General features: G+C 43.2%; 13 protein-coding genes. 3 read left to right on the top strand and 10 right to left on the bottom strand.

From position 1 onward, the window contains the following. Positions 1 to 82 precede the first annotated feature (82 nt). A complete protein-coding gene (locus tag NSQ20_RS17145; RefSeq protein WP_340030401.1) occupies positions 83 to 892 on the top strand; it encodes an AraC family transcriptional regulator in 810 nt (269 codons plus the stop codon). 195 nt (positions 893 to 1,087) lie between these two features. Here NSQ20_RS17145 and NSQ20_RS17140 read toward each other — a convergent pair whose 3' ends face one another. Continuing rightward, complete coding sequence (locus tag NSQ20_RS17140; RefSeq protein ID WP_338708959.1) at positions 1,088 to 1,267, bottom strand: ROK family protein; 180 nt, start codon at positions 1,265 to 1,267, stop codon at positions 1,088 to 1,090. On the opposite strand from NSQ20_RS17140, the gene NSQ20_RS17135 reads away from it, so the two are divergent. Beyond that, positions 1,196 to 1,348, top strand: coding sequence for a hypothetical protein (locus NSQ20_RS17135; protein WP_340033074.1), 153 nt, complete (start codon positions 1,196 to 1,198; stop codon positions 1,346 to 1,348). The two genes, NSQ20_RS17140 and NSQ20_RS17135, sit on opposite strands and share 72 nt — an antisense overlap. Before the next feature lie 139 nt (positions 1,349 to 1,487). Here the strand turns inward: NSQ20_RS17135 and NSQ20_RS17130 are convergent, their stop codons facing one another. The 9 genes from NSQ20_RS17130 to NSQ20_RS17090 all read right to left on the bottom strand — a co-directional run bounded on the left by NSQ20_RS17130 (position 1,488) and on the right by NSQ20_RS17090 (position 12,502). Beyond that, entirely contained in the window at positions 1,488 to 2,441 is a 954-nt protein-coding gene (locus NSQ20_RS17130; protein WP_338706087.1) for an alpha/beta hydrolase, read from the bottom strand. A gap of 56 nt (positions 2,442 to 2,497) precedes the next feature. Continuing rightward, complete coding sequence (locus tag NSQ20_RS17125; protein ID WP_036671403.1) at positions 2,498 to 3,550, bottom strand: LLM class flavin-dependent oxidoreductase; 1,053 nt, start codon at positions 3,548 to 3,550, stop codon at positions 2,498 to 2,500. A gap of 28 nt (positions 3,551 to 3,578) precedes the next feature. Further along, entirely contained in the window at positions 3,579 to 4,448 is an 870-nt protein-coding gene (locus tag NSQ20_RS17120) for an NAD(P)-dependent oxidoreductase (protein WP_076317796.1), read from the bottom strand. Between the two features lie 159 nt (positions 4,449 to 4,607). Further along, a complete protein-coding gene (locus NSQ20_RS17115) occupies positions 4,608 to 5,192 on the bottom strand; it encodes a TetR/AcrR family transcriptional regulator (RefSeq protein ID WP_235200832.1) in 585 nt (194 codons plus the stop codon). A 226-nt stretch (positions 5,193 to 5,418) separates the two neighbouring features. Then, on the bottom strand, positions 5,419 to 6,591 hold the full coding sequence (locus NSQ20_RS17110; protein ID WP_338706086.1) for an MFS transporter: 1,173 nt from the start codon (positions 6,589 to 6,591) through the stop codon (positions 5,419 to 5,421). 24 nt (positions 6,592 to 6,615) lie between these two features. Then, the gene (locus NSQ20_RS17105; RefSeq protein WP_036616076.1) at positions 6,616 to 7,434 is read right to left on the bottom strand and encodes a helix-turn-helix domain-containing protein; all 819 of its coding nucleotides are present in this window, start codon (positions 7,432 to 7,434) and stop codon (positions 6,616 to 6,618) included. 254 nt (positions 7,435 to 7,688) lie between these two features. Further along, a complete protein-coding gene (locus NSQ20_RS17100; protein ID WP_340030400.1) occupies positions 7,689 to 10,145 on the bottom strand; it encodes an FAD-dependent oxidoreductase in 2,457 nt (818 codons plus the stop codon). After that, a complete protein-coding gene (locus NSQ20_RS17095; RefSeq protein WP_036615511.1) occupies positions 10,142 to 10,456 on the bottom strand; it encodes a metalloregulator ArsR/SmtB family transcription factor in 315 nt (104 codons plus the stop codon). The genes NSQ20_RS17100 and NSQ20_RS17095 overlap by 4 nt, the downstream gene beginning before the upstream one ends. A 231-nt stretch (positions 10,457 to 10,687) precedes the next feature. Next, complete coding sequence (locus NSQ20_RS17090; protein WP_340030399.1) at positions 10,688 to 12,502, bottom strand: family 43 glycosylhydrolase; 1,815 nt, start codon at positions 12,500 to 12,502, stop codon at positions 10,688 to 10,690. A gap of 354 nt (positions 12,503 to 12,856) precedes the next feature. Between NSQ20_RS17090 and NSQ20_RS17085 the strand changes: the two genes are divergently transcribed. Then, a complete protein-coding gene (locus tag NSQ20_RS17085) occupies positions 12,857 to 14,218 on the top strand; it encodes an alkaline phosphatase (protein WP_340033036.1) in 1,362 nt (453 codons plus the stop codon). Positions 14,219 to 14,262 lie beyond the last annotated feature (44 nt).

Raw genomic sequence — 14,262 nt, 5'->3', positions numbered from 1 at the left:
GATAACTCTCGTATAATAGAAAATAGCTTAAGTAGTGTATGGGTTATTCTTTTCTACAACTTAAAGATAAAGGGGAAGAACCATGACATCTATTTTTTACGTTGAATGTGACGCGGTACATCAGAATCATTTTGTTTTTGATATCCCTGAAGGGCATGATGCCTGGTTATTAGTCATTACACAGACCCCTGCCCAGTTTTGGGTTAATGGACAACTTAAGGAATACCCGGCTCATTGTGCTGTACTTTTCAAACCGTATCAAAAAATATATTATCGGGCTTGTTCAGAGCGCTATATAAATGATTGGATTCGTTTTGAAAGTGATGAACCGTTTGTAACCGATACCTCCCTTCCGCCAGGCACACCTTTCCCGCTGGATGATCCGGAATACTGTCATAAGCTGTTCCAATTGCTTGTTGCAGAGCATTCTTTTCAGAACGATTACCGGGAATCATCCATCAATTGCCTGCTGCGAACCTTGTTCAATAAATTGCTTGAGTCTTGTGTCCAAGAGGATATTAGTCCTCAACACTATCCTCTGTTGAAGCTTCGAACGGCAATTCATAACCATCCCAGCCATCCTTGGACAATATCAGAAATGGCGAAGATCATAAACGTCAGTCCGGGGTACTTGCAGTTGATGTACAAGAAATCGTTTGGCCTCTCGTGTATGGAGGATGTTATTCATAGCAGAATACGTTTGGCCAAAGAATATCTTAGACATCATTTGTATACGGTTGCAGAGATTGCCGATCGATGCGGTTACCGTAATGTCGAGCATTTTTGCAGGCAGTTCAAACAAATGACCGGTTCCTCGCCTAAACAGTTTCATAAACGACGTGAAGGTGTCCCGGCTGACTTAACAGAGTTGGGATATAAATCTCACTTTTAAGGGGGATGTGCTTTAGATCAATGGAAAAATTCCCACTCTGTCCAATGGGCGTTTACATACTTTAGCCATTTAATCGGTATAAACGTCATCGAGGTTGTTAGCGTTCTCTGCTGTCATTTTAAGTTAAGGTTTTAGACTGTATGATGCAATGACATATTCTCAAGCATGATTGATCAATTATCATATTGTGATACCTTATAATGGCATCTTATTTTTTGCATATGCAGCCGCGCCGATCGTTCCTGCTTGCCCACCTAACTTTGCTTGTACGATAGGACATACACCGGATGAGAGATGCAATGCATGATTTTTAACCGTGTCACGTACTGTATTCAGCAAGCGGTCACCGGCTGCCGACATTCCTCCACCAACAATAATCACTTCTGGATTGAACAGATTGATTACATTGGAAAGACCAAATCCAAGAATCTTCCTGATTGGAATCCTGCAGCTTAACCCCATTTCGAACTTTTTGGATTATTTATCTATACTTATGTCTCCAAACAAAAGAAGTCACTAATTTAGTGACTTCTTCTGACATAAAGTTTCCTATTATAAATTTTCTTTAACTTAAAAGGTTCTGATTCATCAATCCTTAATTAAGGGTTCTATTGGGATGAAGAGCACGAGCCATTGCATCCATATAACCCTTAACAGTACGTTGACTCACTTCTGTTTCTGGAGCAAGAATTTCGAAAAGGTGGAAGCAACCTGGATAGAGGTGAAATTCTACATCCACACCTGCTTGTGCTAATCGTGCCACATACTCCATCGTCTCGTCTCGGAATAGATCGAGCTGACCTACACAAGTATAGGCTGGTGGCAATCCGGCCAAGCTCTCTGCTCTCGAAGGTATTGCATAAGAAGAACTTCCACTGATATCGTTCTCCTCACCAAGGTACATATTCCAAGCAGCCACGTTGTCCGTTCGGTTCCAGATTGAACCCTCTTCTGTAATCTCATGACTAGATGGCGTGATGTTACGATTATCTAACATCGGATACAATGGCATTTGGAAGATAATAGACGGACCTCCTTTATCACGTGCCATCAGCGCGAGTGCTGCTGTCAGTCCTCCGCCACCGCTAGCACCGGCAATCGCAACCCGATTCACATCAATGCCAAGCATTGCTGCTTCCTCCGTCATCCATACCAATCCAGCATAACAATCTTCAATCCCCGCAGGATAAGGGTGCTCAGGAGCGAGCCTATAATCGACTGATACGACAATACATTCTGCTGTCTGAACAAAACGTTCGCACAATTTGTCGTCCATATCTGGATGTCCTAACACGTACCCACCCCCATGAATCCATAACATGGCTGGTAGTAAATCATTCGTTCGTTCGGCTGGCTCATAAATTTTGACCAGCATCTCACCTCCATCCCTCGGAATTTTCCGGCTAGTTGTGTTTACATGCTCTGATTTTTTCACCGATGCAGCCGATACTAAGTTTCTGCTCCACTCTAAATTTTTCTCCAATTCAAACCCTGGAAATTGTGAATATACCTCTCTTAATTCTGGTAATATACGTGTCTCAATACTCATGATAATTCCTCCAAATATAATAATGAATTCGTTCATTTATGTTTTTTAGTTAATCCTTATCTCATTTCAGCTTCCCACTTGGAAATTTCCTCTCGTACTCGCGGTGCAACCTCTTTACCGAGCAGTTCTATAGCCTGCATTACCAACTCATGTGGCATCGTGCTTAAGGGAACATACATCATGAAACGTGTAATTCCTACATGCTTGCGCAGATGAATAATTTTTTGAGCAACTGTTTCCGGATCCCCTACATACAACGCACCATCAGAGCTGCGGGCAGCGTCATAGCTGGAACGATCGTAATATGCCCACCCCCGCTCTTTGCCGAGTTTATTCATGCCGTACTGAGTGGACGGGAAAAAGAGTTCTGCGGCCTTTTCTGTATCTTCTGCAACAAATCCGATAGAATGTGAACCTACCCGAAGCTGTGATACATCATGACCAGCATGAGTTGCCGCCTTTTTATACAGTTCTACAAGTGGCGCAAATTTCGTTGGATTACCACCGATAATTGCCAGAACTAGTGGCAGACCTAGAATTCCAGCACGTATGGCAGACTCCTGAGTACCTCCGCTACCAATCCATACAGGTATAGAATTCTGAACAGGACGCGGGTATACCCCCAGATTATGTATCGCTGGTCGATGGCCTCCATTCCATGTTACTTTCTCGGATTCCCGTAATTTAAGAAGCAATTCAATGTTTTCATTAAATAAATCCTCGTAGTCATGCAGGTTATAACCAAACAGTGGAAAGGACTCAATGAAGGAACCTCGACCCGCTATAATCTCGGCACGTCCATTGGAGAGACCGTCAAGCGTGGCAAAATCCTGAAACACACGGACAGGATCTGCTGAAGATAGGACCGTCACAGCACTTGTCAATCGAATCCGTTTTGTGAGGGGCGCGGCAGCGGACAACACCATTGCTGGTGAAGATGCTGCATAATCATCACGATGATGCTCACCTATGCCAAACACATCAAGTCCTACCTGATCTGCAAGGACGATTTCTTCCACGACTTCTCGCAATCGCTGTGCGTGACTCATCACAACTCCGGTCTTAGTATCAGGCTTTGTTTCTACGAATGAAGTAACACCTATTTCCATAATTAATCTCTCCTTAGATTTTCTTTCCTTAAGAGGAATGCTCAAGACAACGGATTAAAGCCGTCCAATCCAACTCACCATAACCATGGGTAATTCCTTCAGAGAGGTGTTGATGAATAAGCTGACCTAAAGGTAGTGGAGCTTGAACTGACTTGGCTGCCTCGATAGCTAATGCAACATCCTTTAACCCGAGCTTCATATTAAAACCGGCTGGTTCAAACCGCTGTTCGGTCATGATCGCGCCATAGTTCTGATATACCGGAGATTGAAAAAGAGCATTCACAACATCGATATATCGGGACGGCTTAATACCGTGCTTTTCAACCATGAGCTGCGCTTCCGACAAAGCTTCCAGCATTGAAGCAATTAGAAAGTTAACGCCTATTTTGACAATGTTACCTTCTTCGCCATGATCCCCAATCTCAAATATCTCTTGACTTAGTACTGTTAACATGGGAAGTACTCGTTGTCTTGCATGTTCCGGACCAGCTAAAATAATGCGCAATGTAGCTGCTTTAGCGGCATCCGGGCGCCCCATTACGGTGGCAGACACAAAGTGCTGGTGTCTCTCCGCATGCAAAGCGGATAATTTTCGAGCCAGATCTACGCTGATCGTACTGGCAGATACGTGAATTCCATTTTCAGATAATCCGTTCAGAACTCCATGTGGTCCCTCGACAATCTCTCTCAAAGCAGCATCATCAGATAACATGGTAATTACAAGATTGCTTTCTTTCGCTGCCTCTAGAGGTGTTTGGACATACCGTGCTCCCTGTTTTATTAATGGTTCAGCTTTTTCAGGGGTCCGATTAAAGATGACTAATTCATACCCCGCGTTCAACAGGTTTTGTGCCATTGGAAGCCCCATATTACCAAGTCCAATAAACGATACCTTCATTGGTTGCATCTCCTTATTGTTGATGGAATGTTTCGATAACGGAATGAATGTTCCAGAATGATTAAAAAAATTATGGTCTTGCAGATACTTTTCAAATGGCACCTTCAAAATATGAGGAATATAATAACGGAACAATCATTCCAATATTGCTAAAAAAAATTATATCCCTGCAATTACAAAGCTAATCATCTCTTTTGCACGTTCTGGATTTTGACCTGTTTTGGCCATAATATTTATGCTTTGATGTAAATTCAGCAATAAATAAGACAATGTTTTGATATCTGTTGTTTTATCTATCTCTCCCGATTGTTGGCCCTTTTCCAAAAGCTCGCAAAATGCTTGTTCCAAATCCGAAAAACTAGTCTGTATCAAGACATTTATCTGTTCATCTGGTGACTCCAATGTTGTTGCTGTATTTGTTACAAAACATCCGCCCGGTAGGCTGGTATCGTATGCTGAAGCAATATGATACTCAAAAAATTGAAGAATTCCTTCTCTAACGTTGGACGCTTGTTCAAGAATGGTCTGTTTATTGGAACTCCCTTTTTTATAATGCTCCAGGGCATCTCTATACAAGGTTTGCTTGTCGGAAAAAGTATCATAAAGGCTGGATCGGCTAATGCCCATCACTTCCAGTAAATCCGGTATACTAGCAGCCTCGTATCCTTTTTTCCAAAACAACAGCATCGCTTCGTGTAACGCTTGATTTTTGTCAAATTCTTTAGTCCTGGCGATAAGTAACACCTCCCGTTTCAGAAATATAACATATCTGAACTGATCAGTCCAGAAAAGAATCTTGCCGGTTGTTAATCGTTATTAAAAATTTATCCATTGAATAATATATGAGCTATATTTTACATCTAACTCCAAAAATATTAACTTTGTTATACACCAAAAAGATCTCTTGAGCAGTGAATGCTGAAGAGATCTTTTTATTTTACTTATAAGCAAGAATTACCCATCACTGAAATTACACTGGATCTGGAGTTCCAGTTCTGCTTCTCGATTTCTTAAATAGCAGTATGGCAAGAAGTAAAGCAATTCCTACAGCTCCAAACCCCAACCAATTTAAGTACAGGACAGATGTACGACTGATCACAATCCCACCTAATCCAGATCCCAGTGCAAAACCAAACTGGATAAATGACGTATTTACGCTAAGGGCAATGTCGGGATTACGAGGTGCCAGTGTAACCAGATATAGTTGCTGGGCCGGAGATATGCTCCACGTTGCTAACATAAAAATCATTAAAACCAAGATTAACATCATAAGATTAACTCCAGCTAGAGCAAACAAAAGCAGAGTTACGCCTTGTAACAGAAGGCCTAGACAAATTGTAAACTTTGATCCCTTTGCGTCTGCCAATTGTCCGCCCACTTTTGATCCGACAAAGCTGCAAATTCCCGCGAGAAACAGAACACCGCTTATCTCGGTCATAGTAAGAGTGGATGTGGCTTGCAAGAAAGGCGTAATATACGTGAACAGTGTCGAATAGCCGCCGATATACAATAATGTAATAAGCAAGGCAGTCAGAATGAGTGGATTTTTTAAAATGGAGAGCTGCATTCTGAGGGTGATCTTTTCTTCCTCTTTGATTGCCGGAACCTTTTTGTAGATAATAAGTAATGGAAGAACACTTAACAATCCAATGAATATAAATAGAACTCTCCATCCAAACATTTCACTAAAAAATGTGCCCAATGGGACACCGAGCACTAGCGAACTGCTTAGCCCCATCAAAATGATGCCGATGGCATTGCCCCTTTTTTCTTTTTCAACCAGTCGTGTCGATACGGCCATCGCTACTACGGTAGCCACTCCTCCGCTAGCCCCTTGAATAATTCGCACCCATAGTAAAGTTTCATAAGAAAGGTCAACAAGCATAAGTCCGTTGCTGGCAATAAACACACTGAGGGCGGACAACAGTAACTTCTTGCGATCCATATTTATTGTAATTGCAATGAGAATCGGAGCGATAATGGCCGCTGCCAGAGCAAATACAGTCACCAGTAAACCCACTTCGGAAGTAGATACGCTCAAGTCTGAGGCGATCATTTCAATGACTCCTGTAATAATGTATTCAAGGGTTCCAATCAGAAAAACAGCCAATGCCAAGATATATATAATCCATTTATTTTTCACTTTAATCCACTCCGTCTTCTCTAGTTATCTATTTAGTATTGGAATTTGTATTTCTATAAACTGTACATCTTGTTCTTGAGATAAGGGTAAATATAATTCCCTACCAGCTCCGTTCTCCTTGATCTGATAGTTATTATTCTCAATCCATGTAGCTAGATGAACACAGGCTTTACAGGCAAAGATGGCATTGGAACGATAAGCTATGGTGGCCATCATGGGCTCGGCAGGAAGAGTCCGCTGTTGAAATGGGTCGGGAGGTGATCGCAGCTCACAGGTTAAGAAGTAACCTATTTCAAACTCGAACTCTTCCTCTTGTCCTGCGATTTCTTTCCACAAAACAACCTGAGGTCCGTCGATCAGTTGGCGCATTTCTTTTGTTAATGATTGATCAAACTGATGAAATAAACTCGGGATATCCTCTTCCCTCCCGCACCCTGTCTGAAAAAGAAACTGCCGAGCACCCTCCTCTTTGATTCGAATTTCTTGTCCAGTTTCGACGTGCCCCTCTTCCTCTATAAGCTGCATGCGTTCCTCAATCCGGACAAGTTTGGCTTGTTCCGTATCGATAATCTGCTGAATTTCGCTTCTTTTCAGCTTAAACATGCCTTGAATATTCTCCAACGTAATATGTTCCTGTAACAGCTGTGTGATTTGTGGCAACGTGAACCCCAATTCTTTATAAATGAAGATTCGGTTAAGCTCGAGAAGCTGATCTGCGGAATAGTAACGGTAACCCGTATCGTGATCTACCTTTCTCGGCTTAAGTATGCCAATTTGGTCATAATAACGCAGTGTTTTTAATGAGACCCTACTTAGCTTGGAAAACGCACTGATTTTGAACAACATATCATCTCCAATCTTTTAACATAATGCGAGTATATAGTTTCCCGTACAGGGGAAAGTCAAGGGTGTATATGATTCTCATTTTTATAGCTAAATCAACCACCGTCCTTGTCATCACTCTATGTTGCTGTTATGGGTAAGTCAAAGAACCGTTTTTGAATGAAACGTTCATTTTTATTGAACAAAAAAATGCCACTCATCGTGGCATTCTCTCGGTACGCATTCAATTATCCTGCTCAGCATTACTAATTTTTTTAAATAAACAGATTATGATTGGCTTGTGATGCTTGTCCAAGATAGTAACCTACGCCACCAATTTTGACTTGGTCTATTAATTCTTCACGCTGAATTCCCATTAAATCCATGGACATTTGGCAGGCAACGATCTCTACTCCTTGTGCAATTGCGCTCTCAATCAATTCCTCCAACGACGGCACATGATGTTTTTTCATCAAACCACGGATCATTTTCGGGCCTGCTCCAAGCATATTCATTTTAGACATGCCAAGCTTCTGGCTCCCGCGAGGTAACATCATATCAAACATACGGCCGATCATATTTTTGGATAACTTCTGCGACTGCTGCTTGCAAATAATACTCAATCCCCAAAAAGTGAAAAATAGGGTTACTTTCCGTCCACTGGCTGCTGCCCCATTTGCAATAATGAGTGAAGCGATCGCTTTGTCCAGATCACCACTAAAAACAACCATCGTGCTGGCAGGATCGCTGATTGGGGCATCGGATACGGGTTGTGCTGTATTTTTAGCAATGACAGACTCAATCGTACCGCCTTTCAGTCTTTCCAACTGCAAGATTGTGGAACCCGACATTGTCGCCCATGCTTTGACATCTTCATAGAATCCTGGATCGGAAGCTTTCACGCGAAGTGTTTCCCCGTTCGAGAGTTGATCCATTTTCTGCTTAACCTGAATTAGCGGACCAGGACAACTTAATCCGCACACGTTCAACTCATGATCAATACGTTGCGGCTGTGTTGAGTCAGTGGGAATAGACTCCTTTTCCACAGGTTCAGGACGGTCTTTTTTTGCAGCAGTAAATGTAGCAGGCTTAAACTGGGCTTGACGGTATGTTTTATAACCACCACTCAAGTTTTTTACACTAAAACCATGCTGACGCAAAATTTGCGAAGCAGTGTAACCACGTAAGCCGACTTGACAGTATAGCCAAATTTCTTTGGATGGGTCTAATTCATCTAAACGTTGACGAAGCTCATCAACTGGAATAGAGATTGAGTCCGGAATATGACCATTTTGATGCTCAATTTCACTGCGTACATCCAGAAGTATCGACTGCCCCGGCTGACGATCAGCCAGTTGATTATAGGTGAACGTCTGAACACGTCCGGTAATCATATTCTCTGCTGCATATCCAGCCATATTCACGGGATCTTTGGCAGACGAATAAGGAGGCGCGTAACTCAGTTCAAGCTCTGTTAAATCCCGGACATGTCCTCCAAAATGAATGGCTACAGCAATATCATCAATTCGTTTATCCACTCCATCATAACCGACTGCTTGTGCGCCTAAAATTTTGCCTTCCGGAGTAAACAGCAGTTTAAGAGTAATTGCACTTGAACCCGGATAATACGATGCATGAGAAGCAGGGTGTACGATAACGGTTTGATATTCCACGCCGAGACGCTGTAGTGTTTTCTCATTACTGCCTGTCGTGGCTGCGGTCATTCCAAATACTTTGATAATGGACGTACCTTGTGTTCCTTTGTAGGTAGAAGGAAGCCCTGCGATACGGTCGGCAACAATACGGCCTTGTTTGTTGGCAGGTCCGGCAAGTGGTATCGTTGCCTTCGTACCATGAATGGTTTCCGTTACTTCGATGGCATCCCCAACAGCATAGATATGTGGCACACTACTTTCCAAGGCTTCATTTACGATAATATGTCCACGTGCACCCAGCGAAACACCGCTATCTTTCAAAAAATAGGTATCCGGCGTTACGCCTATCGCAAGAATAACCATGTCAGCTGTCAACACATGACCATCGGCAAGTTCAACCCCTATGCCCTGCTCTAGGGAATGAAATCCCTGAACACGTTTGGAAAACAGCAGGTTTACACCATGATTCTCCATTTCCTGTGCTAATGCGGCTGCTAACTCGGTATCATAGGGTGTGAGTACTTGTGCGTTCCCCTCAATCAGCGTTACATCCAGACCAGCTTCCTTTAAATTCTCAGCCATTTCCACACCTATAAATCCACCGCCTATGACAATCGAAGACTTGTTGTTAGACGAACTTACTTGGTCTTTGATCCGATCAATATCTGGAATACTTCGTACGGTATAAATTAGTGGATTGTCCTTGCCCGGCAGATCGGGAATGATCGGTTTAGCACCTGGTGACAATATCAACTCGTCATAACTTTCTTCATATGCTCCGCGCTCCTGGGACTGTATCTTAACAACTCGCTTCTGCGAATCGATAGCTACAACCTCACTTCTTGTACGCACATCGATACGAAAGCGATCTGCCATCCCTTTTGGCGTTTGCACCAGCAGACGCTCTCGATCATCGATTGAGCCACCTATATAATAAGGCAAACCACAATTGGCAAATGAGATATAGGGCCCTTTCTCAAAGATAATAATTTCGGCATGTTCATCCAGACGGCGAAGACGTGCAGCTGCAGAAGCACCTCCAGCTACACCGCCAACAATGAGTACTTTTTTGCTCATGATTCACAATCATCCTTTTCAAATAAAGTTTTAATAATCTGTTCAACCCGTTGATCGGCAAGCACATAGTTCACTTCAAGACCATTCCGCTCCGTAGCAACAATACCTGCACTGCGAAGTTTCTGGAGATGTTGTGAGACTGTTGATTGGGGAAGATCCAGACATTCCTGCATATAAGAAACATTACATTTTTTTTTCATCATCAGTCCCCGCACAATGCATAAACGAATGGGGTGAGACAGAGCTTTCAGCAGATTAGCAGGTTCATCGAACTGTTTAATGTTATTGCTGTCAAAAGCGGGAGTGTTCAAAAGTATTCCTCCTAAATCGTTATATCGTAATAATACGATTTATTGATTCGCCTGTCAAATGTATTCTGGAATTAATGCGTTTAATAAGTCGCATACCCGCTCAACCCTACGGCTTTGCTTGTTCCAGGTGGATGATAAAAATGCCTGCCAAAACCGCTAAAAGCGACATTTGACAGGCATTCATGCTGTATCAAGCCTTCATTAAATAGCGATTCAATTGAATTGCTTATTTTAGAGTATAACAGGCTGAATCAGTCCGTCCTTACCAAAAAGAAGCGGGTCCATACATATTTCGCGGTGATACCCCTTTCCAGAGGAGAATCTGGACAGTGGTGTTACAAAACGGTGATAGGCAATCCGTAGTTGACCGGTTTCATTTTCATTAAAGATACAGTGATGACCTGTTCCCAGCATGCCCTTCTCCACATTTTTGCTCAGGATTGGGTATCGATAGGTAATTGGACCATATAACTGCTCTGCCGTACCGTAATTCACATGATAGTCTTCACTGCCTGTGTCATCACAGGACCACGTAAAATGGTATAGTCCACCCTGCTTCAACACGGTTACCGCCTCACGAAAATCATGCAAGCCCGCCAGATTGCTCATTGTGTCCTCAACGACACTTATCATGTCTTCACCAAGCTCCACAATAGCACCATGTCCATTGCCAAATAGCAGATACGGTCTTCCATCATCTTCGACATAGATGGAGGGATCAATAGCTTGGCCCATAGTAATGCCCAGACGTTTCAATTGCTCCATTGTGATTAAAGGCTGCGACTCGGCCAGAAATGGACCAATCGGTGTATCTGCTACAGCAACGCCAATGGCACTCTCGTCGTTCAGCATTTTGCCACAGAAATAAAAATAGAACTTTTCGTTACGGCTGGCAATTGCCGGTGCCCAGGCATTACCGGTTGCCCAGGCGACATCCTCTGTTCCCAGATCAAGGATAACACCTTCGTCTTGCCAATGCTTCAGGTCTGAAGAAGAAAACACTTTGAACTGTGTCCCTGACCACCCCTCGAAGCCATCTGTTGTCGGATACATATAGTAACGATCCCCAAACTGTGCGACATCAGGATCGGCATATTGTCCGGGAAGCACCTGATGACCATCCCCAAAAGCCGCGAGAAGCCGGCTGCACTCCTCAGCTGTGATTGGCAGGACACTTCCATGCCGCTTTTGAGTCGTTCCCATATCGAATTCACCATCAGGGACGATTCGGAATTCTCCACTTCCCAGATCTGTAGTCAGCAGAGGAAGATAACCCTTGCCTTCAGCAAATCGATCAACAATCAGACACCATTCCTCCCGGTCATTGAATTTAAAGATTTGAGGTCCCTCCACACCTGCCATAGCCTCCAGTACCGGAGCTTGAAGTGTAACAAATGCCCCTTTGTCGAGAGAGTCTCCTTTTTCTACCCGTATGTTTTTGGTTGTTTCATCCTTGGAGTATCGATAATAAGAGCCATCCGCAGGAAGAATCGTTGTATCAATAATATGATTATCCCGCTCAATGTATTTTTCCGATGCAGAGAACGTACGAAAGTCTTTTGTGCGAGCACTGTATATTTTTTGTTTTCGTTCTTGCTCCTGTGGTTCCTGCGTCGCAGAAGCCCAGAATACAAGAAACTCATCTGCCATTTCATCATACACAGCTTCTGGTGCCCAGACACATCCAGCGCCCTCAACACCTAGTGTAACGTTCCATGGGGATGACCAGTTCACGAGATTGCTGGATTCCCATATAATTACGTCACGGCTCCCGGCATTAACGGCATGAGTCCATCCTTTGCCGCTTGCGATGCGGAGATCCGTAGCAATCAGATAAAATTTATTATCCTTGACTGAACGAACCAGAAACGGGTCCCGTACCCCCTTTTCTCCAAGGTCGGAAAACAGCACAGGCGATCCGCCATTAAGGTCCTTCCAGTGAAGACCATCCTCGCTATAGGAGAAATAAACCTGCTCTCCGTCTGGTTGTTCGCCAATAAAATGTACAAAGAGATACCCATCATAATTTGGAGTTGTTTTGATCAATGGTAAAGAGCCTCCTGAAAATGAAATTGATTGTATACTAACAGTAATATAAAAATGAAAGCGTTCTACTTATGTTGTATCATACTTCAAAAACAGCGGAATGAGTATATTTTGTAATCTCGTATGTAGAAGATCATGTGAATCTTTCGCAGGAAATATATTGCCCTGATTGGAATGTTTGACTTGCTCCTCATGCAAAGAAATTAAAGTTATCGCCGTATTTGTTTATTTTACCTCAAGTATACAAAGTTCTTGGTGTTCATTTACATATAAATGCTAATCTTCTTAATGATGAACAAATGAATATAGATTCATGCATTCATTTTTGTTGTTGAGATATTACGAGGAGGAATCATTGTGAAATTATCCAAAAGAGTATTACCAGCGGTAGCGCTGACTCTGGCTGTATCGGCTTCTACTCTCTTGTCCGGCGGACAAGCAAGTGCCGTTCAAGCTGTAAGTGTGGAGAAAAAACAAATCAAGAACATCATCTTCCTCATTGGGGATGGCATGGGGACCTCTTATACTTCCGCCTACCGTTATATGAAAGATGATCCTTCGACGAAGGGCATGGATAAAACCGTATTCGACCCTTATCTTGTTGGGGCACAAATGACCTATCCGGATGATGATAAACAAAATGTAACGGATTCCGCTTCCGCAGCAACGGCTATGTCGGCGGGTGTAAAAACATACAATGCGGCCATTGCGGTTGACCCTGAGCAGAAGGAAGTCAAAACCGTACTTGAGCAGGCCAAAGAAAACGGCAAGTCCACCGGACTCGTGGCTACATCGGAGATCACTCATGCCACACCAGCTGCATTTGGTGCCCATGATATCAGTCGAAAAAATATGGATGCAATTGCGGACGATTATTATGATGAGTTGATTAATGGCAAGCATAAGGTGGATGTACTTCTGGGTGGAGGGAAATCCAATTTTGTACGCGAGGGTCGTGATCTGACGAAGGAGTTCCAGAAGGCCGGATTCAGCTATGTGACGGATCGTTCCTCTCTCCTTGCGGATAAGAATCAACAAGTTCTTGGACTGTTTGCGGACGGAGGGCTGGACAAGTTGATTGATCGTACTGCTGCAACTCCATCATTAGCTGAGATGACCAATACAGCAATTGATCGCCTCAGTTCGAACGACAAAGGATTCTTTCTAATGGTCGAAGGCAGCCAGATCGACTGGGCAGGACATGATAATGATATCGTTGGCGCGATGAGTGAAATGGATGATTTCGCAGCAGCATTTCAGGCAGCTATTGATTTTGCCAAAAAAGACGGTGAAACACTTGTCGTAGCTACTGCCGACCACTCCACGGGTGGACTTACGCTTGGAAAAGACGGAGAATACAACTTCTTCGTAGACCCAATCAAAGCTGCACTGCGCACACCTGACTTCATGGCAGCACAAATTGCAAAAGGTGCTTCGGTTGAAGAAACACTGAAAAGTTATCTCAAACTGGAGTTGAAACCTGAAGAGATTCAATCGGTGAACGAAGCAGCCAAAAGTGCGGATGTAACAAAGATTGATAATGCTATTGAAGCGATTATTGATAACAGTTCATATACCGGCTGGACAACAGGTGGACATACAGGTGAAGATGTTCCGGTCTATGCCTACGGTCCGGCAAGTCACCGCTTCGCCGGTTTGATCGACAACACAGATAATGCCAAGATCATATTTGATATTCTCAGCAAGCACCAGTAAAAAAAATCCCTAATAAATTTCGGTAAAACTTTGAAAAAGCTTAA

Source organism: Paenibacillus sp. FSL K6-1122, assembly GCF_037977015.1.
In the GTDB taxonomy this organism is placed as follows: Bacteria; Bacillota; Bacilli; order Paenibacillales; family Paenibacillaceae; genus Paenibacillus; species Paenibacillus amylolyticus.
This window is presented reverse-complemented; position numbering and strand designations above follow the sequence as displayed.